23 protein-coding genes, 1 tRNA gene, 1 rRNA gene, 1 pseudogene and 2 riboswitches are annotated in these 22,585 nt (G+C 49.8%); of the genes and pseudogenes, 15 read left to right on the forward strand and 11 right to left on the reverse strand.

All coding sequences use genetic code 11. The annotated features are described in order from the left end of the window. Positions 1-143: 143 nt before the first annotated feature. The 10 genes and pseudogenes from rrf (at position 144) to AWJ19_RS29515 (ending at position 8,556) form a co-directional block, all read left to right on the forward strand. Positions 144-260, forward strand: a 5S ribosomal RNA gene (gene rrf / locus AWJ19_RS29475). Positions 261-638: 378 nt separating this feature from the next. Next, positions 639-2,096, forward strand: a complete 1,458-nt coding sequence (gene guaB / locus AWJ19_RS29480) for an IMP dehydrogenase (RefSeq protein ID WP_068728851.1) — start codon at positions 639-641, stop codon at positions 2,094-2,096. 197 nt (positions 2,097-2,293) lie between these two features. Next, a pseudogene (locus AWJ19_RS37460) lies at positions 2,294-3,621 on the forward strand (D-alanyl-D-alanine carboxypeptidase family protein). Positions 3,622-3,661: 40 nt separating this feature from the next. Then, on the forward strand, positions 3,662-4,543 hold the full coding sequence (pdxS, locus tag AWJ19_RS29490; protein ID WP_068728796.1) for a pyridoxal 5'-phosphate synthase lyase subunit PdxS: 882 nt from the start codon (positions 3,662-3,664) through the stop codon (positions 4,541-4,543). Positions 4,544-4,561: 18 nt separating this feature from the next. Beyond that, complete coding sequence (gene pdxT, locus AWJ19_RS29495; RefSeq protein ID WP_068728797.1) at positions 4,562-5,146, forward strand: pyridoxal 5'-phosphate synthase glutaminase subunit PdxT; 585 nt, start codon at positions 4,562-4,564, stop codon at positions 5,144-5,146. An 85-nt stretch (positions 5,147-5,231) separates the two neighbouring features. After that, on the forward strand, positions 5,232-6,521 hold the full coding sequence (serS, locus tag AWJ19_RS29500; protein ID WP_068728798.1) for a serine--tRNA ligase: 1,290 nt from the start codon (positions 5,232-5,234) through the stop codon (positions 6,519-6,521). A 64-nt stretch (positions 6,522-6,585) separates the two neighbouring features. Beyond that, positions 6,586-6,674, forward strand: a tRNA-Ser gene (locus AWJ19_RS29505). A gap of 180 nt (positions 6,675-6,854) precedes the next feature. After that, a complete protein-coding gene (locus AWJ19_RS29510; RefSeq protein ID WP_068728799.1) occupies positions 6,855-7,196 on the forward strand; it encodes a hypothetical protein in 342 nt (113 codons plus the stop codon). Positions 7,197-7,209: 13 nt separating this feature from the next. Next, entirely contained in the window at positions 7,210-7,359 is a 150-nt protein-coding gene (locus tag AWJ19_RS34425; RefSeq protein WP_082708199.1) for a small acid-soluble spore protein P, read from the forward strand. Positions 7,360-7,464: 105 nt separating this feature from the next. Continuing rightward, the gene (locus AWJ19_RS29515) at positions 7,465-8,556 is read left to right on the forward strand and encodes a hypothetical protein (RefSeq protein ID WP_068728800.1); all 1,092 of its coding nucleotides are present in this window, start codon (positions 7,465-7,467) and stop codon (positions 8,554-8,556) included. Positions 8,557-8,636: 80 nt separating this feature from the next. Here AWJ19_RS29515 and AWJ19_RS29520 read toward each other — a convergent pair whose 3' ends face one another. Next, complete coding sequence (locus AWJ19_RS29520) at positions 8,637-9,188, reverse strand: GNAT family protein (protein WP_068728801.1); 552 nt, start codon at positions 9,186-9,188, stop codon at positions 8,637-8,639. A gap of 67 nt (positions 9,189-9,255) precedes the next feature. Further along, entirely contained in the window at positions 9,256-9,762 is a 507-nt protein-coding gene (gene tadA / locus AWJ19_RS29525; RefSeq protein WP_068728803.1) for a tRNA adenosine(34) deaminase TadA, read from the reverse strand. Between the two features lie 316 nt (positions 9,763-10,078). Between tadA and AWJ19_RS29530 the strand changes: the two genes are divergently transcribed. Next, a complete protein-coding gene (locus AWJ19_RS29530) occupies positions 10,079-12,346 on the forward strand; it encodes an ATP-binding protein (RefSeq protein WP_068728805.1) in 2,268 nt (755 codons plus the stop codon). A 48-nt stretch (positions 12,347-12,394) separates the two neighbouring features. Then, a complete protein-coding gene (gene rluF / locus AWJ19_RS29535; protein WP_068728807.1) occupies positions 12,395-13,096 on the forward strand; it encodes a 23S rRNA pseudouridine(2604) synthase RluF in 702 nt (233 codons plus the stop codon). A gap of 82 nt (positions 13,097-13,178) precedes the next feature. Here the strand turns inward: rluF and motB are convergent, their stop codons facing one another. After that, on the reverse strand, positions 13,179-13,994 hold the full coding sequence (motB, locus tag AWJ19_RS29540; protein WP_068728809.1) for a flagellar motor protein MotB: 816 nt from the start codon (positions 13,992-13,994) through the stop codon (positions 13,179-13,181). Further along, complete coding sequence (gene motA / locus AWJ19_RS29545; protein WP_068728811.1) at positions 13,978-14,778, reverse strand: flagellar motor stator protein MotA; 801 nt, start codon at positions 14,776-14,778, stop codon at positions 13,978-13,980. The genes motB and motA overlap by 17 nt, the downstream gene beginning before the upstream one ends. A 204-nt stretch (positions 14,779-14,982) precedes the next feature. Between motA and AWJ19_RS29550 the strand changes: the two genes are divergently transcribed. Continuing rightward, entirely contained in the window at positions 14,983-15,276 is a 294-nt protein-coding gene (locus AWJ19_RS29550) for a hypothetical protein (protein WP_068728813.1), read from the forward strand. A gap of 224 nt (positions 15,277-15,500) precedes the next feature. Beyond that, positions 15,501-15,788 carry a 4a-hydroxytetrahydrobiopterin dehydratase gene (locus AWJ19_RS29555; protein WP_068728815.1) on the forward strand — a complete coding sequence of 96 codons (288 nt, stop codon included), beginning with the start codon at positions 15,501-15,503 and terminating at the stop codon, positions 15,786-15,788. Between the two features lie 94 nt (positions 15,789-15,882). Here the strand turns inward: AWJ19_RS29555 and AWJ19_RS29560 are convergent, their stop codons facing one another. From AWJ19_RS29560 to AWJ19_RS29585, 7 genes are all read right to left on the reverse strand, one after another. Further along, the gene (locus AWJ19_RS29560) at positions 15,883-16,239 is read right to left on the reverse strand and encodes a cytochrome c (RefSeq protein WP_068728857.1); all 357 of its coding nucleotides are present in this window, start codon (positions 16,237-16,239) and stop codon (positions 15,883-15,885) included. Positions 16,240-16,364: 125 nt separating this feature from the next. Then, the gene (locus tag AWJ19_RS29565; protein ID WP_068728818.1) at positions 16,365-16,850 is read right to left on the reverse strand and encodes a GNAT family N-acetyltransferase; all 486 of its coding nucleotides are present in this window, start codon (positions 16,848-16,850) and stop codon (positions 16,365-16,367) included. A 307-nt stretch (positions 16,851-17,157) separates the two neighbouring features. Further along, a complete protein-coding gene (locus AWJ19_RS29570) occupies positions 17,158-17,607 on the reverse strand; it encodes a C40 family peptidase (RefSeq protein ID WP_128083730.1) in 450 nt (149 codons plus the stop codon). 47 nt (positions 17,608-17,654) lie between these two features. Next, positions 17,655-17,800: riboswitch (cyclic di-AMP (ydaO/yuaA leader) on the reverse strand. 381 nt (positions 17,801-18,181) lie between these two features. Next, positions 18,182-18,610: a C40 family peptidase gene (locus tag AWJ19_RS29575; protein WP_068728861.1), complete on the reverse strand. Its 429-nt coding sequence runs from the start codon at positions 18,608-18,610 to the stop codon at positions 18,182-18,184. A 72-nt stretch (positions 18,611-18,682) separates the two neighbouring features. Beyond that, positions 18,683-18,821: riboswitch (cyclic di-AMP (ydaO/yuaA leader) on the reverse strand. Positions 18,822-19,044: 223 nt separating this feature from the next. After that, positions 19,045-19,512: a hypothetical protein gene (locus AWJ19_RS34430; RefSeq protein WP_082708200.1), complete on the reverse strand. Its 468-nt coding sequence runs from the start codon at positions 19,510-19,512 to the stop codon at positions 19,045-19,047. Further along, positions 19,509-19,874, reverse strand: a complete 366-nt coding sequence (locus AWJ19_RS34435; protein ID WP_082708201.1) for a hypothetical protein — start codon at positions 19,872-19,874, stop codon at positions 19,509-19,511. Before AWJ19_RS34435 ends, AWJ19_RS34430 begins: the two co-directional genes overlap by 4 nt. Positions 19,875-19,885: 11 nt before the next feature. Continuing rightward, positions 19,886-21,901: a M1 family metallopeptidase gene (locus AWJ19_RS29585; protein WP_068728826.1), complete on the reverse strand. Its 2,016-nt coding sequence runs from the start codon at positions 21,899-21,901 to the stop codon at positions 19,886-19,888. A gap of 158 nt (positions 21,902-22,059) precedes the next feature. Between AWJ19_RS29585 and AWJ19_RS29590 the strand changes: the two genes are divergently transcribed. Next, positions 22,060-22,566: a YwhD family protein gene (locus AWJ19_RS29590; protein ID WP_128083729.1), complete on the forward strand. Its 507-nt coding sequence runs from the start codon at positions 22,060-22,062 to the stop codon at positions 22,564-22,566. Positions 22,567-22,585 lie beyond the last annotated feature (19 nt).

A 22,585-nucleotide genomic window follows, 5' to 3' on the forward strand; every position in this document is an offset into this window, starting at 1 on the left:
TCGAGGGCTTATCCAATAATTAATTCGCAGATTCGTTTCGGATTCAGTTTTCAGGTGATCAAGCCTGTAACGCAACGACATTTATTCGCACTTCGGGTGATGAACTAAATGTCTAGCGGCAGCGTCTGTTTGACAGACGCATGTTTGGTGGCGATAGCGGAAGGGTTCCACGCGTACCCATCCCGAACACGACCGTTAAGCCTTCCAGCGCCGATGGTACTTGGACCGAAGGGTCCTGGGAGAGTAGGACGCCGCCAAGCACACAAAGCCATTGTTGAGTAATCGACAATGGTTTTTTTGTTGTTTAATGATTGTTAATTGTAGAAGTAACTGTAGTTATCTCCCCTCTAAATGTCCACTGTGAATGGACTGAGGTCCAAGAATTCGCTTACGCGGCAAGCTTTTTTTGAAACCTTTCCAGGATGATGTAATATTCTTGACAGGCTAAAAGGCCTTTGCTAAGATGGCAATAATATATTTTTGGACAAGCATCTCAAACCTTAATTGAAGATATTTATTAATGCAGCTTCGCTACTCCTGACGGTGTCTATCGGATATGGACTCTGGCCTGACCGAAGTTTCTTCATTTATAAAGTTTGCGGACGTTTAGAACGACAATTCGAGGAGGAATGACCCAGGTGTGGGAAGATAAGTTTGGCAAAGAAGGACTGACTTTTGATGATGTGCTGCTGGTACCGCGTAAATCCGAGGTGCTGCCTAAAGAAGTGGACCTGAGTACGGTTTTGAGTAACAATGTGAAGCTCAATATTCCGCTTATCAGTGCCGGAATGGATACCGTAACTGAAGCAGCAATGGCCATTGCGATTGCCCGTGAAGGCGGAGTTGGCATTATTCACAAGAATATGTCTGTAGAGCAGCAAGCTGGCGAAGTCGATCGGGTAAAGCGTTCCGAAAGCGGCGTAATCACTAATCCTTTCTCCCTCACACCGGATCATCTGGTATCCGATGCGGAACGTTTAATGGGTAAATACCGTATCTCCGGAGTACCGATTGTCGATGAAAACAACAAACTGGTCGGCATCATTACTAACCGTGACATGCGCTTTATTCATGACTACGGCGCGCCGATCAGCGAATATATGACCCGCGATAATCTGGTAACGGCTCCTGTCGGCACAACCCTGCAGGAAGCAGAGGTTATGCTGCAGCGTCATAAGATCGAAAAACTGCCGCTGGTTGATGACAATAACATTCTCAAAGGGCTTATTACTATTAAAGACATTGAGAAGGCAATTCAGTTCCCTAACGGGGCTAAGGATGCACAGGGCCGCCTGCTCGTAGGTGCGGCTATCGGTATTTCGAAGGATGCCGATGAACGTGCCAAGGCTCTGATTGAAGCCGGTGTCGATCTGCTTGTTGTAGACTCGGCTCACGGACACCATATTAATATTATCGAAGCAGTGCGCAAGCTGCGTGCCCAGTACCCTGACCTCACCATTGTAGCCGGAAACGTAGCAACCGGTGAAGCTACCCGTGATCTGATTGAAGCGGGTGCATCCATTGTTAAGGTTGGTATCGGACCGGGTTCGATTTGTACAACCCGTGTTATTGCCGGTATCGGTGTACCGCAGATTACTGCCATCTATGATTGTGCAACAGTCGCACGGGAGTACGGAGTGCCGATTATCGCAGACGGCGGGATTAAATACTCAGGTGAGATTACTAAGGCGATTGCTGCGGGTGCATCTGCAGTAATGATGGGAAGCCTGTTTGCCGGAACAGAGGAAAGCCCGGGAGAATCCGAGCTGTACCAGGGACGCAAGTTCAAGGTATACCGCGGGATGGGAAGTATGAGTGCTATGAAACAGGGAAGTAAGGACCGTTACTTCCAGGATGATGACAAGAAGCTGGTTCCGGAAGGAATCGAGGGCAGAGTTGCATTTAAAGGGCCGCTTTCCGATACCGTTCACCAGCTGATCGGCGGACTCCGTTCAGGTATGGGATATTGCGGTACCAAGACCTTGACTGAACTGCGTAACGATACCAGCTTTATCCGGATTACGGGAGCAGGACTCCGTGAGAGTCATCCGCATGATGTGCAGATTACCAAGGAAGCGCCTAACTACTCCTTGTAATTGCGCCAATTCGCTAAAATACGGGCAGGCAGGGCATAATTCGCTCTGCCTGTCTTTTTTTGCAGATACCCCTGTGTTAGAATAGAACAAGCAATGGATATGAGGATCAAAGGAGAGTATTGATTTTGAAGCACAAGCGTAAATTCAGCAGCAAGCAATTTGTGATCAAGACAGCGACAGTAGGTCTGCTTTTAAATATGTTAGCTTCTCCTGTAAGTTCCGCAGTATTAGCCAGTGAGGTTCAGACTCCGGCTACAACAGAAGCAGGCAAGGCCGTTACAGGTACGGCGGCAACGAATACAGCAGCTGCCAAAATTCCTTCCATAGAATCTCTGGGGCTTAATGTGAGCTCAGCTGTATTAATTGAGCCTACAACCGGAGAAGTTCTTCTATCGTATAATGCCGACGAGGCGCTGCCACCGGCCAGTATGACCAAGATGATGACAGAATACCTTGTGACCGAAGCTGTTAATAATGGACAGCTTTCCTGGGATCAGACGGTTACTATTCAGGAGAATGCGGCCCAGCAGGTCGGCTCCCGGATTTTTTTGGCGCAGGGTGACCAACATACGGTTAGAGAGCTTTACATAGCTATGGCAGTGGGCTCAGCCAATGATGCTACTGTTGCACTGGCAGAGCTGGTTTCCGGTTCGGAACAGCAATTTGTGACCCTGATGAATGAGACCGCCCAGAAGATGGGGATGAAGACGGCTTATTTCATTAACTCGACCGGTCTTGACCGGGCAGATATGCCTTCCAAGTACCGTCCGGAAACGGACGCGAAACGGTCATGTCTGCAATGGATGCAGCTATACTTGCTAAATATATAGTAACTGAACATCCTGATTTTACTGAGTTTACAACGATCCAATCCTATAAGTTCCGTGAGCGCGATGCCAAGCCGATGATTAACTACAACTGGATGCTTGAAGCCAATAAGGACATAGCGAACTTTAAGGCTTATGCATATCCGGGTCTTGACGGACTTAAGACAGGACACACTACCAAGGCAGGCAACTGCTTTACCGGTACGGCAGTGCGTGACGGTATGCGTCTTATCAGTGTAGTTATGGGAGCCGATTCGGAAGCACACCGCTTTACAGAGACAAAGAAGGTACTTGACTATGGCTTCAATAATTTTGAAATCAAGCAGGTAGTAGCCGCCAAGTCTGTCATCGCAGGAAACGAAACCGTACCTGTACAAAAGGGCAAAAACGAGAGCGTACCTGTAGTTACAGACGCCGGCGTAACCTTTATTGTGCCAAAAGGAACGGTGAACCCGGCAATCGAAACGGCTGTTGCTGTCAACGACGCCTCCACTCTAGTTGCTCCTATTGCCAATGCTACCGCAGTCGGAAAGGTGACTTATACCTATAAGATTGAAGGCATGGAACAGGCACAGCAGAAAACGGTCAATCTGATCACAGCAGAGGAAGCAGAGAAAGCAGGCTGGTTTAAGCTGCTGATGCGGGCAATCGGCGATTTTTTCGGTGATTTGTTTACAGGAATTAAGGATCTGTTCTAATTATTAGCGGGATATAGTAATAAAATCGGGGGGCCAGGACATGGAAACAGGAACATCGAGGGTAAAAAGAGGTATGGCAGAAATGCAAAAGGGCGGCGTCATTATGGACGTCATGAATGCTGAGCAGGCAAAGATTGCTGAGGCTGCAGGTGCAGTAGCCGTAATGGCGCTGGAGCGTGTTCCTTCTGATATTCGCGCCGCAGGCGGTGTAGCGCGTATGGCTGATCCTACTATTGTAGAGGAAGTCCTCAAAGTGGTAAGCATTCCTGTAATGGCAAAAGCCCGTATCGGCCATTATGTTGAAGCAAAAGTGCTTGAATCGCTGGGCGTCGATTATCTGGATGAGAGCGAAGTGCTTACACCTGCTGACGAAGTATTCCATATCGACAAACGCGAGTTCACTGTTCCTTTTGTGTGCGGAGCCAAAGACCTCGGAGAGGCGCTGCGCCGTATTAATGAAGGGGCTTCCATGATCCGTACCAAGGGTGAGCCGGGAACAGGCAATATCGTTGAAGCTGTGCGGCATATGCGCTACATTAACAGCCAGATCCGCAAAGTAACCGGCCTGTCCAAGGATGAGCTGTACCATGAAGCCAAGACCCTTGGTGTCCCTTATGAGCTGCTGCTCGAAGTTCATGAGCTTGGCAAGCTGCCGGTTGTTAATTTTGCCGCAGGCGGTGTGGCTACTCCTGCCGATGCTGCCCTGATGATGCACCTGGGGGCAGATGGTGTTTTTGTAGGCTCGGGTATTTTTAAATCGGATAATCCCGAGAAGTTTGCCCGCGCTATCGTGGAAGCAACAACACACTTTACCGATTACAGACTGATTGCTGAGGTATCCAAGAATCTCGGTACCCCTATGAAGGGGATTGATATCGCCACTCTGACTCCGGCTGAACGCATGTCAGAACGCGGCCGTTAATAGAGAGAAGGTTGGCGGATGAGAATAGGAGTGTTGGCGCTTCAAGGCGCTGTAACAGAGCATATTGTCAGTATAGAGAAGACCGGAGCGGAGGGCCTACCTATCAAGCGTGTTGAGCAGCTTGAGGAAGTGGACGGCCTGATTATTCCCGGCGGTGAGAGCACAACAATCGGCAAGCTGATGCGCAAGTACGGCTTCATTGAAGCCATACGCGATTTTTCTGGCCAGGGCAAGCCTATCTTTGGTACTTGTGCCGGGATGATTGTACTGGCGAAGAGAATCGCCGGAGGCGAAGATTCTCATCTGGGGCTAATGGATATAACCGTGGCCCGGAATGCCTTTGGCCGCCAGCGGGAAAGCTTTGAATGTGACCTCGATGTAAAAGGAATTAGCGAGCCGGTCCGCGCTGTATTTATACGTGCTCCGCTTATCAGTGAGGTAGGTCCTGAGGTTGATGTGCTTACCGTTTATAATAATGAGATTGTTACAGCACGGCAGGACAATCTGCTGGTTTCCTCCTTTCATCCGGAGCTGACAGAGGATTACCGGCTGCATCAGTACTTTGCCGATATGGTGAAGGCTAAGGCTGCAGCCACACAATAGAACTGCATATAAGAACAACCTGACTCTTTCAATGCTGCAAACGGCAACCTGAAAGAGTCTAGGCTGTTTTCAGGAGGGAAACTTTGTGCTAGATGTAAAAGTATTGCGCAGTGACTACGCTAAAGTAGAAGAAGCGCTTAGCAACCGTGGTAAATCGCTTGATCTGATTGCCGGATTCCCGCAGCTTGACCTGCGCCGTCGGGAACTGCTGCAAGAGACAGAAGGACTCAAGAACCGCCGTAACGTTGTTTCAGGCGATGTAGCCAAGAAAAAGAAAAACGGAGAGCCGGCTGATGATCTGATCGCAGAGATGCGCACCGTTTCTGACCGGATTAAAGAGCTGGATGATGAAGTCCGTGAGCTTGAGGTACAGATTGATGAGCTGACGATGAGCATCCCTAACATTCCCCACGAATCGGTGCCGGTAGGCAAGTCGGAAGAAGATAATGTCGAAATCCGGCGCTGGTCCCAGCCGCGCGAGTTCGGGTTCACTCCGAAATCCCATTGGGAGCTTGCGCAGCAGCTGGATATTCTGGATTTTGAGGCTGCTGCCAAGGTTACAGGCTCCAGATTTGTATTCTATAAGGGACTCGGAGCGCGTCTTGAGCGTGCGTTGATTAACTTCATGATGGATTTGCACAGCGGAGAGCACAATTACGAAGAAATGCTGCCGCCGCAGATCGTAAATAAGGATAGCTTATACGGTACTGGCCAGCTGCCGAAGTTCGAAGAGGATCTGTTCAAGCTGCGGGATACAGAGTATTACCTGATTCCGACGGCAGAAGTACCGGTAACGAACTATTACCGTGAGGAGATTCTGACTGCTGCAGACCTTCCTAAGTATTTTGTCGCTTACAGCTCCTGCTTCCGTTCTGAAGCCGGTTCAGCAGGCCGTGACACCCGCGGGCTTATCCGCCAGCATCAGTTCAACAAGGTAGAGCTGGTAAAGCTTACTACGCCTGAAAGCTCCTATGAGGAGCTTGAGAAGATGACAGCAGATGCTGAGCGTGTGCTGCAGCTGCTGGAGCTGCCGTACCGCGTTCTTGGACTCTGTACAGGCGATATGGGCTTCACATCGGCCAAGACCTATGACCTCGAGGTGTGGCTACCGGAGAGCGGTATGTACCGTGAGATTTCCTCCTGCTCGAATACGGAAGACTTCCAGGCCCGCCGGGCTAATATCCGTTTCCGCAAAGAGCCTAAGGCCAAGCCGGAGTTTGTTCACACGCTCAATGGATCGGCACTGGCAGTAGGACGGACTGTGGCAGCGATTCTGGAGAATTATCAGCAGGAAGACGGCAGTGTACGGATTCCGGAAGTGCTTCAGCCATACATGCGTAACACAAAAGTAATCACTCCAAAAGTTTCTCAGTAGTACTTGCATATTCTTCACGAAATGTGGTACAATTCCTAATGCATGTGAAATTTAGATGCATTATGGAGAGGTACCGAAGCGGTCATAACGGGGCGGTCTTGAAAACCGTTAGGGTGCAAGCCCACATGGGTTCGAATCCCATCCTCTCCGCCATTTCTTTTAATACAATGATCTGCAGATAGAAGCCGTCTTCTCCGGAAGGCGGCTTTTTTGTGCTCGTAAGTATTCGCTAAGATTCTCGCCGGATTCATGGGATTCCCCCCCTTTGACTGAGAGAGGAATAAAAACCTCCGCTTCTCCGCAATGTAATAGAGAAGGAGGCTGATCATAACAATGAACCGAGAAATGCAGTTGGACCAGAATACGCTGATTTCAGCCTGGCAGGAACGCCTGCCTGCGCTGATGCAAGACGGGGACAGCTTTAGCCTGCAGGGGGATGCGGCAGACCAGAACAGCCTGCTCATTCATTTTAACGCTGCCGGCCATCAGGCGTACTCCCTGGATTTTCGCTGTACCTATGTGGACAGCCGGGAGGTTGCCGTTGATTTGGTTGATGTGGAGCAAGCAGGGCGTCATGCGGATGAGCGCACCGATGCTGTCCAGCAGCTGGCGCAAAAGTATACCAGACAGATTCACGAATGCGCCCAGGCGCTTCAGAATCTGACTAATCCTTAGGAGGAGATGTAAAATGAGTAAGCCAAAAAGCGTGCCTGTACCGGGAACAGAACCAAATCGGAAGTCCAGACAAGAGCATCATTCTTCCGGTCCCGAGCCGTTATCGGGCTCCAAAAAGGTAAAGCAGGCTAATCACGTGGACCATAATAACCCGCAAGGTTAGAGTGGAACCCGGGCAGTATCTGAAACGTAATGTTTCTCATATTTGCTAATTGGTTTATCATTAACATGGGGAAGTAATATTTTTACATGGGAGAGGAGAACAATAATGATTAAAAAGTGGGGGCTTTCCGCAGCGGCTTTGCTGCTTACAGCTGCAGTTATTTTACCCGGATGTGCAAGTAAGGAGGAGTCACCGAAAGAAGCGATATCGTCGTCTGCAAAAGAGGCGTTAACGATGACTTCTTACGAAATGAAGAGCGTACTTACTATCAACAACCTGACGATTGATGCACCTGCGGGGGCTGGGGATGAGACTACGGGCATGGTGCTCAATATGCTGCAGAACGCTGATATCACCATTAATGGCGTCCATCAGTCAGATCCGATGCAGACCGAATTAACAATGGTGCTGAATCTGAAGGGCGACATGGCCATGTCCTTCAACATTCCGATGGTGCTGACAACAGATAAGATGTATGTCAAAATCCCGTCGATTCCGTTCCTGCCGCTTCCGGAGACCATCGTTGGCAAGTTCCTGGAGCTTGATCCGAAAGAGCTTGCTGAACAGCAGGGAGTGGGTGTAACCCCGGGGACAGTGGATACCAAGAAAGTCCAGGATCTTTCCAATGAGGTAGTGAGCACGCTGCTGGGTGAATATGACGAAGAGACGTATTTCAAGAATGTGAAGCCTGAGGATGCGGGGCTGCCTGAGGGCGTGGATGCTAAGCAGGTTGTCCAGTTCCAGGTGACAAACAGCAATGTCAAAGAGGCGCTTACTATTTTGGTGAACAATGCACTGCCTAAGATCATTGATATCCTGGGCAAAGAAGAGTACAAGGAAATGCTGCAGATTGACGAAGCCAAGCTCGCGGATATTAAACAGCAGCTGCAATCGGGTGAGGCCCGGGCAGAGTTCGATAAAGGCTTAGCTGACCTGGACTCCTATCTGACAGTAAACAACTTCCAGCTGAACACAGCCATCAACAAGGATGATTTCCCAGTGTATCAGAACCTGCTGATGGATGTGGTAGTTAAGGATCCGGAGCAAGGGCAGAATATCAATCTGTCACTAACCGGAACTAATCAGTACAGCAAAATCAATGAGAAGCAGACCTTCGTGATCGGTATCCCGCAGGGTGAGGATGTCATTACAATGGAAGAGCTGCAGCAGCAATTTGGCGGAATGAGCACTTATTAATCTTTATCCTATACAAAAACCTGCAGGGTGCACTCAGCACTCTGCAGGTTTTTTGTTATATCTGAGCTATGAGCGGGCTATCAAAAATCATCGGCCAAAATCGCATAGGTCCGGTGGTCCTGCCATTCGCCGTTGATTTTGAGGTACCGGCGGGCTATGCCTTCAGCCTGAAAACCGCTTTTCTCCAGCACCCGGCGTGAAGCATCGTTGTGGAGCAGGATGGAAGCCTGTACTCTGTGCAGTGCAAGGGCACGGAAGGCATATTCCAGGATCAGGCTTATTGCGGCGGTCATATGCCCTTTGCCTTGAACAGCATAATCCATAAAGTAACCCAGATCGGCATACTGGGCCACCCCGCGCACCAGATTGGAAAGTGTAATCTGACCGATCAGCTGTCCGTCAGACAGGAAGATGCCGAACATATAAGCCCTGTCCTGCTCCGAGTCGCTCAAGCGCTGGCTCAGGAGCTGCTGCTGGCTCTCCAGGGTGAAATAATCAGCCTCGCGCAGGGGTTCAAACCGCTGATGATGCTCTTTGTTGCGCAGACGCAGCTCCAGAAGCTCTTGTGCGTCCTGCAGCTGCAGCAATGAAAGATAGATGCCTTGTGCATGATTGTAGAGCTTAAATGACATAACAGGGTTTCTCCTTATCCCATAATAATTATTGAAACAGTAAGGCAGGGGGACGGGAAGCTAATGCCTAGAGCTTGGGCTTCCGGCGCAGCCGCCGGAAGAAAGAAGTCAGCAGCTCTGCACATTCCTCCTGAAGGACATTTTGAATGATTCCGGTCCGGTGATTGAACCTCGGTTCTTCAAGCAGATTCATAAGGGTGCCTGCACAGCCTGCCTTTGGATCTGCAGTACCGTATATGGTCAGCGGCAGCCGGGCCTGAACCATTGCCCCTGCACACATGGGGCAGGGCTCGAGTGTAACGTATAGCTGGCAGTCAAGCAGCCTCCAGGAATTAAGTGCAATACTTGCCTGGCGGATTGCGACCATTTCAGCATGGGCGGTGGAATCGAGCGTAGTTTCCCGCAGATTGTAGCCGCGCCCGATAATTTCTCCGTGACGTACGATTACTGCACCGATGGGCACTTCACCCAGGCTCTCTGCTTTACGCGCTTCGGCAATCGCCTCCTTCATCCAGAACTCATGTATGGCCAGCTCCTCGGGTGGCAGTTCATCCTTGTATATATTCAAGCCCATCTTTCCTTTCCTCGAACAATCCTTGTACAACGAACAAATATTCGCTCTGAACAAATTGTGCATAACTCTGTGGATAACCGCCTACTTATACACAATATTGTACACACACAAGCTTAATAACCTGTTTATATGTGTATATGCTGTGGATGGTGTTCATGATTTCCTTCATTATTGTAGAGAAACTATCCTCAAAATTCAATGCTGTACGTGGATAACCCCCTTTGAAATCTCTTTTCAAATGAAGGGGCAGAAGGTATGATATTTATGAATGCTCTGCTTGATTTTTTTACCAGCTGATAAGAGGTGAACAAACAGCTTGTCCATTAAAACAAAATTATCGGCAATCATTTTCGGGTCGGTGCTATTAATACTGGGACTCAATCTGATGCTGAATTTATATTCGGCCCGGAATAATTTGCTTACCGAGAGCAAGAATAATATGAAGACTACGGCCATGCAGATTGCCGTTTCTGTCGAGCAGAGCAATTACAGCTCCAATTACGTGCAACAGCAGATGGCTTATAATCTTCGGCTTGCCGCTATTCTCGCTGCTGAGGAGCTTGACCCGGACATCAGCAATGTGAAAAACTCACAGCTGAAGCTTCTGGCAGACAAGCTAGGGGTGTCTAATATTTCGCTCCTTGTTCAGACTGAAGATGATATTATAGTAGCTAAGTCCTCAGATCCTGCCGAGCTTGGGTTGTCTACCAAGGGTATGGGTTTTTGGTATGTAGCTTTTCTTGAGCTGTTTGCCGGCCAGAAGGTATCCGTTCAGCAGGGGCAGACGCTTGATAATTTCTGGTCGGGCCCCTTTGAGTACTCCACCTCCAATCCGGAGTACATTGAGAAGTGGGGCTATTACCGCGATCCGTCAAGAAACTATATTATAGATCCGTATATCCGGAGTACAGCTGTCAGTGATTACGTGAGAATTATGGAGCCGGAAGAGATCGTCCGGCGCTCCAAGGAGGTCAACCCGGGGCTACTGGAGATTACGGGGATGAATCCCAAGACCTTTGGTTCCGAAACTATGCAGCCTGACGGTACTGACAGTGTCAATCATAAGCTGCGCAACCGTCCCATCCGTTTCGGAACGTACATTTTTGGCAATCCCGGCGAGGATAAGACAGCAATGATGACAGCCCTGAGGAAGGAAGCTCCGGTAACCATTGATACATCTGCCTTGGGCAAAAGAGTGCTTAAAAGCTTCATCCCGATTGCTCAGCCCGGTAACGATGATTATGTCATCAGCGTAGTTATGGATTACTCGGTAATCTCCTCCGTTATTAATGAGGAGCTGGTCAGTGATATTACGACATCGGTGCTTCTGCTGGTTATTTTTCTCATATGCAGCTACGTGCTGTCCGGTATTGTTACAAGGCCGATTAAGGATATCCTGCGTAAGGTCAATGATGTAGCCAAGGGCAATTTCGAGTCCCCGCTAAATGTAACAAGCGGCGATGAGCTGGGCCAGCTGGCCAGCCGGATCAATGTAATGGCCGATCACTTGTATCAGCATACCAATCAGTTGGGACGGACGCTGGAGGAGAACCGGGCTGTGAAAGAGCATCTGGAATCGGTAATTAACGGGACGTCGGATGCAATCCATACCGTAGATATGGAAGGGCGGATCACCAGCACGAACAAGGCCTTTGAGGAGCTGTACGGCTGGAATGCTGCCGATGCCGCAATCAAGCCGCCTTATCTTGTACCGGCGACCGTACAGCGGCAGGAGGATACAAGACTTAAGGAACTGAAGGAAGGTGCCGTTCTGCCGCCCGTGGAGACCCTCAGGCTGAAGCGTGACGGATCTTTAGTTGAGGTCAGTGTAAGCACCTCAATGATCCGGGATGAAGAGGGCCGTCCTCAGGCCTTTGTACATGTATCCCGTGATATGACCGAACGTAACCGGATTGAGGAGCTGCTCAGACGCTCAGAGAAACTGACAACAGTAGGACAGCTGGCGGCAGGGGTGGCTCATGAGATCCGTAACCCGCTGACCACTCTCCGCGGATTTCTGCAGCTTCAGAAGGAGAAGGGAGTGCTTATACCGCTGCATATTGATCTGATGCTGTCTGAGCTTGACCGGATCAATCTGATTGTGAGCGAATTTCTGATCCTGGCCAAGCCGCAGGCTGTCCATTTTCAGGAGAAGGATGTCCGGCATATTCTGAATGATGTCATTTCCCTGCTGGACAGCCAGGCACATCTTTTCGGCATCGAGTTTGAAGCACAGCTCTCCGTACAGCCTGCAAGAGTACATTGTGAAGAGAACCAGCTGAAGCAGGTCTTTATCAATATCGTCAAAAATGCAATTGAGGCGATGCCCGCAGGCGGCACCATTACCGTTTTGCAGCGAATCGAAGGAAATTCTGTTATCATTGTAATCTCGGATGAGGGAGAGGGAATTCCGGAAGAGATGCTGCCCAAGCTGGGAGAGCCCTTCTTTACAAATAAGGAGACGGGAACCGGTCTTGGACTGATGGTCAGCCAGCGGATTATCCAGGCTCACAAAGGCAGCATGGAGATCCGCAGTGAATACGGGTGCGGAGCAGAGATTACGATTATACTGCCGGTTGCATAGAATCAGGCCTGAGTGAAGGATTGAATAAGGAACGGAGGGAGAACAGAAATGAGAATTAATAAGTTCATCAGTGACACAGGCTACTGTTCACGCCGTGAAGCAGACAAGCTGGTCGAAAGCGGAAGAGTTACAATCAACGGTGAACCTGCTGTGCTGGGGAGCCAGGCTGTGCCGGGAGATAAGGTATTGATTGATGGCAAACCGCTTGAAACAGGCAGCCAGGTGGTCTATATCGCTTTGAATAAGCCGGTCGGCATTACCTCTACCACAGAGGCGCATATTCAGGGGAATATTGTTGATTTTGTCGGGCATCAGGAGCGGATATTTCCGATCGGCCGGCTCGATAAGGACTCCGAAGGATTAATTCTGCTTACAAATGACGGCGATATCGTCAACAAAATACTGCGGGCTGAAGGCAAGCACGAAAAGGAATACATAGTAACTGTTGACAGGCCGATTACGCCTTCCTTTATTTCTGCAATGTCGAGCGGCGTAAAGATTCTAGGCGGCAAAACCCTTCCCTGCACAGTAACCCGAATCTCGGAGCGGGTATTCCGCATCATTCTTACCGAGGGCAAAAACCGGCAAATCCGCCGGATGTGCAGCGCATTTGGCTACGAGGTAAGACACCTGCAGCGTATCCGGATAATGAATATTCATCTGGGTGCGCTCAAAACAGGGGAATGGCGTGATTTGACCACGCAGGAGAAACAGGAGCTGGGAGCTATGCTCAGCTATGAGCTGCAATAGCCAGCCATTACAAAGAAAGAGCTGCTTTCCCGGATAATCCCGGGAGGCAGCTCTTTGCTCTTTATTCGTTGCGGAGTCCCGTTTATTGAGCAGGAGGAGCAACGCTTGTAGTATCTGCTGATTCTGTGTATTTCCGGAGAATGGAGACTTCCACGCGGCGGTTTTTGGCCCGTCCGGCAGCTGTGGAGTTATCAGCGATCGGATGGTATTCACCGTAGCCGATCGGGCTGAATTTTACCGGGTCCAGGTTCGGGTTCAGCAGGAGGATCTTCATGAAATGAAGGGCCCGGTCTACGCTGAGGTCCCAGTTGGAAGAATAGCTGCTGTTGGAAATCGGGACGTTGTCGGTATGCCCTTGTACAAGTACATTGTAATCAGGAAACTGCTGCAGCATACTGGAAATCGATTTGGCCAGCTGACGGGATTCATCCTTAACATCGGCCTCACCTGAAGCAAACAGGGCGTTGTCACTGATTGTGATCATTAGCTGTGACTGATTCAGCTTGGTGCTGAGCAGATCGGTAAGCCCGTTTTTCTCGATATACTGGTCAAACTGCTTCTTTAGCTTCTCCAGGTCCTCCTGCTCCTGCTTGCGCAGCTTGGCAATTTCGGATTCGCCTGTATTAGGAGCAACCACATTATCCATCTTCTCGTGCTTGCCCTGATCCAGCTGTGACTCGGTTGGTGCAGCAGCCCGCTGGTCTAGTATACCTGTACCGCCGTTCAGTGCGGAGCTGAAAGCCTGGCTCATCTCCTCGAACTTCTTGGCATCAGTGGCGCTCATAGCGTACATAACGAGGAACAAGGCAACCAGCAGCGTCATCAAGTCAGAATAAGGCAATAGCCAGGATTCATCGGCATGCTCTTCGTGCTCTTCATGCCTAGTCTTTTTGCTCACTCGAGCCGCCCTCCTTTGCACTCAGCTTGGCACGCTCCGACGGTGTAAGGAAGACGGACAGCTTCTGGTTGATCGCAATGGTTGAGACACCGGACTGGATGGACAGCAGCCCCTCCACCATCATCAGCCTGAGCTGGATTTCTTTTTTGGAGATACGTTTAAGCTTGTTGGCCATTGGATGCCACATTACATAACCAGTAAAAATACCGAGCAGTGTAGCAATAAACGCCCCTGCGATCGCGTGGGCAAGCACTTCCATATCACTCATATCCGCAAGGGCGGCGATCAGTCCGACAACCGCTCCGAGTACCCCAAGCGTAGGGGCATACATGCCTGCCTGGGAGAAGATCAGGGCACCGGCTTTATGTCTGTCTTCAGTTGCATGAATATCTTCCATTAATACATCACGGACAAACTCCTGATCGTTACCGTCGATGATCATACGCATACCGTTTCTGAGGAAATCATCTTCAATTTCATCAACCTTTGATTCCAGCGCCAGCAGTCCTTCACGCCGTGTAATGGATGCCCATTCCATGAACGTGGTGATCAAATCGGATTTCTTCACCATCTTTTGCTGAACGAAGAGCAGCTTGAACAGCTTGGGGATTGTCTTGAGCTCCGCCATCGGGAAGGCCACAAAGACGGAGGCTACGGTACCCAGGAGAATGATGACATACGCCGCAGGGTTATTTAAGCTTGTAAGCGGGGCATGCTTCAGCACCATCCCGCCAAGAAAAGCAACCAGACCAAAAATCAAACCAAGTAATGTTGAAATTTCCATTATGCACCTCGTCCATGAGAATTAAAAAGTGATCCGTCACAGCCGCTTGTATCATCCTTGAAAAGCAGCGGGACACCCTGTGTGGAATGAAATCACGTATATTCTTATTTATCGACAGCATTCCCTTTTTTGTGAAGTCATTTTTTCGGCTATAATGGATAGGGTAAGTTATTATTCATCTGTGAAGAAAACGGAGTGATAGACGTGGGTGTTAAGCACGGCAGAGATTACAGTGAGATTCTGAAGGAACTGACGGAGGCCGTCAGCCGTATTTCAGACGGTTATGTATTTTTTGAGATGGAACCTGACGAGTGGCAGGAGCTGCCGCAGGAATCAAAGCTTGAGGTTTGGGAAGCCCTGGCCGAGGATCTGTTTTATGGGCTAGGCAATGAGCCGGTCATTCACGTGGGCAGCGGAGTTGTCATCTATGACAAAGAGACCCACAGGATCAACATTCTGCTTGGTGAGGAAGATCTGGCCTCGGTAGTACTTGTCTAGATTGACAGCAGCAATGGGCCCAGGTTTGCCCCTCTCCATGCAGCCATGGTAAAATTGAGCTGACGAGTGCTATTTGCCGGGATTTCAGAATACATTAAACCGAAAAAAAGCCTTCATCCTGGCGCATCCCTTGGACTTTCAGAAGCTGAGGGATGTTTTGTTTAAAATATCAGAAAGTATACGTCTAAAGACTTTACTGCTAATAAAGTAAGGGAGGAAGCAAATTGCAATTATCAGTGGAAGAGCTGCATGAGCAGATAGGTAAGCTGGAGGGCTGGAAGCTGGAACAAGAAACGCTGGTACGCAAGTATATGTTTAGCGAGTATATGAAGGGCATTGCTTTTGTGGATGAGGTGGCCGCCATATCCGAAGCCTTTGATCATCATCCGCATATAACGATTGACTACAAAACCGTCACCCTGCGCTTATCGGCAAAAGAAGAGAGCGGCCTTGCGGCGCTTGATATCCGCCAGGCTCATGAATTCAATGAAGCTTTTGACAAAGCACGTTAGGACACGGTCTAATATAACCGCTGCACACAAAAATGCCCGTATAAAGGACCGGCTGGAGTCCTTTATACGGGCATTTTAATGAATGTACGATCTTTTACTTTTTCTCTGCAAGCCATAAAGCAACGTTGGCGATTTCCTCAGGGGCCAGTTTATCCTTAAAGGATGGCATTTGTCCGCGTCCCTTGGTCACAATGCTGTAGATGCTCTCGGCATCCCGTTCGCTGCCTTCATGCTGCAGGCTTGGGCCTACACCGCCCTGAAGCTGATCGCCATGGCAGGAAATACAGTTGGTTTTGACAGCGGCTTCCGCACTTGCGGCATCCAGGGTAACCTGAGGCATTGTAGGCTTATTTTCTTCCGCGACTTCCTCTTTGCCGGGCAATGTGAACAAGAGCACTACCGCAAAAGCACATGCGGCAAAAAACAAACCGCTCATGATCCATTTCTGCATCTCCATCGTCCCCTCCGTGTAAGCTGCTTCCTTCATTATACAGAAAGGTAAAGCGTTATCATAGAGTTTGTGTCAAAAAAATGAACGATTTTTGTGCGGATAAGGGCTTCAGCCTCAGTATGGAGCTATTTATTATAGACCATGCAATAAAATGGCTTATCTCCGCTTGGAGTACGGCGCTCGTACGTATCGGTAATCGTAAATCCGCATTTCTGGTATGTCCGGATAGCCCGCTGATTCCAGGTGAGCACCTCCAGATCAATCTCCCGTTCGGGGTAGCGTTCCAGAGCCGCCTGAACGATTGCATTCATAAAGGAGTGACCCCTTCCATGCCCGCAGAGCTCGGGGCGCATGCCGATTCCCAGCCGGACCACGCCTTCCATTGGAAACAGCTGCGCAAATCCGCACAGGTCCCCTTCTCCGTCTACAACCGATACATATTGCTCTGAACGCAGCTGCGGGTCTCCAAATTCAATGCCAAGCGCCTGCATCTGCTCCCATGGCAGCCATCCGTAAATATTATAAGGCGGCCTGTAATCCCATCCGCAAATATCTTCGGCATGACTTGCCTCCATCGGCACCACGTAAAAAGTGACAGGGTAACTGCTCATAAGGCCACAGGCCTCCTTTCAGGGGGGAGCGGTATTCCCTACCGCCACTCTCCCCTCAGCTGTTGCTTTTAAATTCAATTTATATCGTATACTTAATTATATACAAAACAGGGCGGGTTCAACTCAGGAAATTAGCAGAGACGGCAGAAACTTGACAAACCGCCAAAAATATTTTATGAAATTGCGGAAAAAAGGATTTTAGGTGTTTTATGCGTTAGGGGAGGGGTAAGTAGTTTTATAGACAAAAAAACAGGAGCCCTCCAAGATTTCGGCAAAAATCCTGGAAAAGCACCTGTCTTATCATTGCTTATTGAACATCATCGTTCTCTTCAGCATCAGTTGCAACTGCATGGTAAGCATCTGTGCTCATGATCCGTTTGGCGCCAACGTAGCGGTTGACGTAGTAGCTGTCACTCAGCGAGCTGATGGTTACACCCTTTGAGCTTGAAGCATGTGCGAATTTGCCATCACCGACATAAATGCCGACATGAGATACACCGCGGCCGCTTGTATTAAAGAATACAAGATCGCCTTCCCGCAGATTATCACGGGAGATGGCAGTACCCATCTGGTACTGGGAGCCGGACTGGTGCGGCAGGTTAATGCCGATCTTATCGAACACATACATGGTGAATCCGGAGCAATCAAAGCCGTTGGTCGATACTCCGCCGGACACATATTTGGTTCCGATGGCTTTATCGATGACTTTATCCATTTTGGAATCCGCGAAAGCGCTTCCTGCTCCAATGGTAAGCATAATAGAGAAACTGAGTAGTGCAGCGGCTAACTTCTTCTTCAAAAGTAAATACCCCTTCCAAATGCCTACGAGGTTAGCTTAAGGGTTCGGTTGAAGGTCCCCTATGACCCCTCTGTGAATAGGAGGTCAATTCACCCAAAAATTGGTTCCCCCGTTTCCCTTATTTCGTAAGGGAACTCGGCACGACTGTTGATTAGGATTAGCTGGCAGAACATTATGACAAAACGTTTGAAAAACCCGGTTGATTAATTACAAAAATGTTACTAAAAGCTCACTGCGATAATTGTAGCAAAGACAGAGGCCGTTGGCAATCACTTAAAACATATTAGTGCATAATATTTGCGTTTTTTAAGAGAGAGTTCTGCTTAAAAAGACTCAAATTTACATGAAAAGTAAGCTTTTTCTGAAACAATGTTGGAATTTTTAGTAAGAGGGGTGTTTCATAAGCCCTGGATGTGTGTAAAAGGTATAATAAGGAAATAAAAAAGAAAACCCGGAAGTGATTACGGCAATAATCAAATCCGGGCCAGTTAAGTTACAATTATGTGTCAGAGGTTAAATGTGAGGGGAAGGTTCAATCGTAAGCGACAGCCTGGTAAGCTGTTGTGCTCATTACTCGTTTGGCGCCAACGTAGCGGTTGGCCCAGTAAGCCTGGCTCAGTGAGCTAATGTTTACACCCTTTGAGCTGGAGGACTGTGCAAATTTACCGTTCCCGACGTAAATGCCTACATGGGAAACTCCATTACCCAGCGTATTGAAGAATACAAGATCGCCGGCACGCAGATTGCTTTTGGAAACAGGCGTTCCAATGCTGTACTGTGCTTTGGAGGTGCGGGGCAGGGTAAGACCGATACTCTTGAATACGTACTTGGTGAACCCTGAACAATCGAAGCCCGAGGTACTAGTACCTCCAGTTTTGTATGAAACTCCGATGGTTTTGGAGATAACTGCGTCCATTTTGGAATCAGCTGAGACGCTGGTGGCTCCCATAGTGAATACCATCACAAGACCCAGTGCTGCTGCGGTGCATTTCTTTTTTAGATGCGTGCGGAACAAATTGTGACTTTTCAAAAGATGTACTCCTTCCAAGGCCTGCGAGGTTAGCTTAAGGATTCGGTAGAAGGTTCCCCTATGACCCCTCTAAAGCGAGATCAATTCACCCAAAATATGGTTCCCCCACTTCCCGGTGCTGGGAATTTGGCGTTTTATGCACCAGAACAGTGACTGTTGATTGACAATGTTGAAGTGTATAAGGTACATATAGTTAGTCGAAATAGTTTCAAAAGATTACAAAGTTGTTACCAGTGGTACAGGCATCATTGTATCAGAGGTTTTGATGTTTTGCAAACTCTACGTTAAATCATTGTTAAGCACAAAAGAGTCACACCCCTGAAGCAGAGGCAGTGACTCTTTTAATATGCCGTTTTGGCGGAGAATTATTGTGGAAAAGTTTTGCTGCTCCATAGCTGGTACTGGGCGGCGATTCCCCACATTTTGAACAAGGTGGACGGGAGAGGTGCGAACTGGCGGAAGAGCAGCGCCGGCAGTCCGGGATAGAACAGGGCGGTTACAGCCGACAGCAGCCACGTCAGCAGCCCTCCTGCGCCAAGCACCAGTGAAGCACCGGTTGAAGGAGCAAGCAGCCTGAGATAGGCCAGCAGCGCGGAGAACATGCCTGTCCCGGCGGTATAGCCGAATTGCATGTAGAGCAGCACCGTACGGACGATGTAGAGATACAGCATCCAGGCCAGCAGATAGGGCAGAAGCTTCAGCAGGAGCTTATAATCCATTAAACCGCCTAACAGCAGCGTATACATTTTGGGCAGCAGCCAGTAAAGCGGGAGCGCTGACAGCAGCCATTCTGCCAGACTGAAGAGAAACACCGGCAGCCCGTAAAGTCTCATCCCCGGGAAAAAAACAGTCCGCGTTCACCCTTACGCTCCTGGTGCAGCTCATGCAGCAGACCGGCGCGGATAAAGGGGGAAATCAGCAGCCGCAGCAGCGACAGCGCGAGCAGCAGCCACAGCCAGCGCTGCACCGCCGGGTCACCGCCCAAGGCAGTCTGCCCCTCGATATAATAGAGCAGCCTGCCCAGTCCGCTGCCGCCGGCATGGGTATCTGGATAGCGCAGCAGCACCGGGATGACAGCCGACCTGACGAACCTGTACAAAAAATAGCCCCAGAGCAGCCGGTAGATAAATAGCAGAATCAGGATATAAAATTGCTCCTTCATGCTGATCCAGCTGCGGGAAATCGCGCTTTTCACTATCCTTCACCTCACCAGACTAGAGTTCCGAGCAGAGTTTCAAGCAATTTGGTTACACTGAGTGTCCAGCGCGAGAGCGTCTTCGGCGCAAGCTCCGCCAGCATGAAATTGTTAAGATGTTTACTCTCAAGAAGGATGGAGTGTCCGGGATCGATATCCACAGAAGCAAGAGGCGCCTTGTAGGATAGCTGAAAAGCAGTTGTTTTCTGTTCTCCGTTCCAGAACTGCTGTACGGTATAACCGTCGGTAAAAGTGAATTTTACCGGTACATTGGCATATCCGCTGCCTTTATTGCTCACTTCCACCGTTGCCTCATAGCGGGCCTCTTCTCCATCAATACTATTTTTTCCGGTGCCGGTGGTAATGCGGTCAACGGAGAAGTCAGGCGCACCGCCGCTGTAGACATACTGGTCAAAATAATCCTGCCAAGACTGCTTGGTTACTTTTTCGACAATCTTCTGAAAATCGGCCGTGGAAGGATGCTTAAACCTGTATTTCCGGGCATAAGCGAGCATGATAGCATCCATTGTTTTGGTGCCGACCTGCTGTTCGATATCCTTGAGGACCAGCTTGCCGCGGATATATACATTGCGGGTATACCCGTCAGCGGCGCTATATTTCCAGGTCTCCAGATTAAGCTGCTGGGGTGCTGTGACCATGCTGGCCTGCAGGGCAGTGCTGGAACTGACCCCGTACTCCTGCTCCATCAGGCGGTCTTCGGCATAAGAGGTAAAGCTTTCATCCAGCCAGGCCTCTTCAAATTCGTTATTGGCCACCATGCCGTAGAAATACTGATGGCCGATCTCATGAATGACAGTGCGCTCAAGCGACATGCCGGGGGAGCTTTCGGCTGCGCCGAAGGCAGTGATCAGCGTCGGGTACTCCATTCCGCCAGCCCCGTTCCCTTCCTTGGGCGGAACCACGATCGATAAAGTCGAATAAGGGTAGGGACCATACCATTTGCTGAATGCAGTCAGGGCAGCCTTGGCAGCCTGGAAGTACCGCTCCTGCAGATCCTTGTGCAACGGGTCCAAATACAGCTTGATCCGTACACCCGGCACATTCGGGGCAGAGAAGGCCTCCTCGGCAACGACAAAATCAGGGGACGCAGCCCAGGCAAAGTCATGGACATCATCAGCGTAGAACTGATAGATTTTCCGTTCCTGCTTGATCTGGGCACTTTTGACCGGGAAGCCGGTAGCGCCTACGATGTAGTTGGCAGGAACAGAGATCGTTACATTGTAAATGCCGAAATCGCTGTAAAACTCTGAAGTGCCGTGGTACTGGTGAAGATCCCAGCCCTCCTCCTGAACGCCTCTCGTTCCTATGGGCTCATATACACTGAGCTTGGGGAACCACTGTCCGGCCATCACGAAATTTCCGGCAGTCCCCATTCGGGCGAATATTTTGGGCAGCTTGACCTCAAACTGGATTTTAAGCGTTACACTCTCTCCGCCGTTTACCGGCTGCGGCAGATGAACCTTGACGAGGGTCTTGTCGCTGACATTGCCGTCATCGGGCTGGACATACTGCATACGCTGCATGAGGGATACCCCTTCGGTAGTACGCAGGTCGGTTATCGTCATGCTGCCGAACCCGTTCTCCGGCATGGTATCACCGCGCAGCTCACCGCCTGATTCCTTCATAAATGTTGTTTTTTCAGAGGCAAAAGCGTTGGGATAGAGGTGAAAATAGAGCTCTTGTACGGGCTTTTGGCCGGGATGAATCCAGGTAACGGTTTCTGCGGCCTGGAGCGCCCCGGCATCTGCGTCCAGCTGCACATCGATATGATACTCGGTTACCCGCTGGCTTAATGCTTCAGAGACCGGAAGCGGCTTGCTCTCAGGAAGAACAGGCTGCGACGTCTTGGTCTGGGACACGGCAGCGGGGGACTTGGCCTCTTTTGGGGCAGCGGCAGACTGTGCGGCAGGGCTGAGCCCGCTCAGGAGCCAGAGGGAGCCTCCCAGCAGGATGAGGGCGGCCAGGGCCGCAGAGATGATCATGAACCTTAATGACAGTGGCTTCATACTGTGATTCCTCCCGTGACAAGCATCTACGGGATGTATATGTTTGCAATCGCCGCATTATTAGCTAAAATTAAATTATTGTAGAACGTGAACTTGAGCATGTTGGTTTTGGCATGCTCAAGTTCATCTTGTATAGTAAAAGGGAAGGATGTGCACTTGTGGATAACGTACAACCGGAGGGCAAAAAGCAGATTGCCTTGAATATTGTGAACGCAAAAAGCAAGCATAAAGGCTTTGGTGCCGGCTCCATTGATCTCAACAATGTATCGCCGGTCATTATTGACGGCGGTGAAGCCGTTATCGACATTGGTGCCATGCATGCCAAGAGCAAGGTAGAGAAGGGCATCAAATTTTCGATGAACCGTGATGAGGTACCGGACGGAAGACAGGTCTGGGTAGTCTGGGTGGCAGTGGACCGCACGCCGGAAGGACAGCTATACGGCGGCATAACGGCCTGTGAAATGTGGATCGATACCGAGGCACGGCGGGGCTGGAAGATTCTTGCCGATCATGTGAACAAGCTGGATGCTGCCTTGAAGCGGAAGATCATTCTGGATGGTCTGGGACCGGTGGAGAAGGCGGCGCTGAAATCACTCCTGATGTCCCATAATGCGGACTGGTGGGCAGCCACCTCTGATGAGCTGAAAAACGCGCTGAGTGAATAGCAGGCAGCCGGATAACGGG

The organism is Paenibacillus sp. DMB5 (genome assembly GCF_001517085.1).
In the GTDB taxonomy this organism is placed as follows: Bacteria; Bacillota; Bacilli; order Paenibacillales; family Paenibacillaceae; genus Paenibacillus_AQ.

What these genes read in the sequence shown, in the direction of transcription:
- pdxS (WP_068728796.1), top strand. Translation starts at nt 3,662, where the DNA reads ATGGAAACAGGAACATCGAGGGTAAAAAGAGGTATGGCAGAAATGCAA.
- pdxT (WP_068728797.1), top strand. Translation starts at nt 4,562, where the DNA reads ATGAGAATAGGAGTGTTGGCGCTTCAAGGCGCTGTAACAGAGCATATT.
- AWJ19_RS29510 (WP_068728799.1), top strand. Translation starts at nt 6,855, where the DNA reads ATGAACCGAGAAATGCAGTTGGACCAGAATACGCTGATTTCAGCCTGG.
- AWJ19_RS34425 (WP_082708199.1), top strand. Translation starts at nt 7,210, where the DNA reads ATGAGTAAGCCAAAAAGCGTGCCTGTACCGGGAACAGAACCAAATCGG.
- AWJ19_RS29515 (WP_068728800.1), top strand. Translation starts at nt 7,465, where the DNA reads ATGATTAAAAAGTGGGGGCTTTCCGCAGCGGCTTTGCTGCTTACAGCT.
- AWJ19_RS29520 (WP_068728801.1), bottom strand. Translation starts at nt 9,188, where the DNA reads ATGTCATTTAAGCTCTACAATCATGCACAAGGCATCTATCTTTCATTG.
- tadA (WP_068728803.1), bottom strand. Translation starts at nt 9,762, where the DNA reads ATGGGCTTGAATATATACAAGGATGAACTGCCACCCGAGGAGCTGGCC.
- rluF (WP_068728807.1), top strand. Translation starts at nt 12,395, where the DNA reads ATGAGAATTAATAAGTTCATCAGTGACACAGGCTACTGTTCACGCCGT.
- motA (WP_068728811.1), bottom strand. Translation starts at nt 14,778, where the DNA reads ATGGAAATTTCAACATTACTTGGTTTGATTTTTGGTCTGGTTGCTTTT.
- AWJ19_RS29560 (WP_068728857.1), bottom strand. Translation starts at nt 16,239, where the DNA reads ATGCAGAAATGGATCATGAGCGGTTTGTTTTTTGCCGCATGTGCTTTT.
- AWJ19_RS29565 (WP_068728818.1), bottom strand. Translation starts at nt 16,850, where the DNA reads ATGAGCAGTTACCCTGTCACTTTTTACGTGGTGCCGATGGAGGCAAGT.
- AWJ19_RS29570 (WP_128083730.1), bottom strand. Translation starts at nt 17,607, where the DNA reads ATGCTTACCATTGGAGCAGGAAGCGCTTTCGCGGATTCCAAAATGGAT.
- AWJ19_RS29575 (WP_068728861.1), bottom strand. Translation starts at nt 18,610, where the DNA reads ATGGTATTCACTATGGGAGCCACCAGCGTCTCAGCTGATTCCAAAATG.
- AWJ19_RS34430 (WP_082708200.1), bottom strand. Translation starts at nt 19,512, where the DNA reads ATGAGACTTTACGGGCTGCCGGTGTTTCTCTTCAGTCTGGCAGAATGG.
- AWJ19_RS29585 (WP_068728826.1), bottom strand. Translation starts at nt 21,901, where the DNA reads ATGAAGCCACTGTCATTAAGGTTCATGATCATCTCTGCGGCCCTGGCC.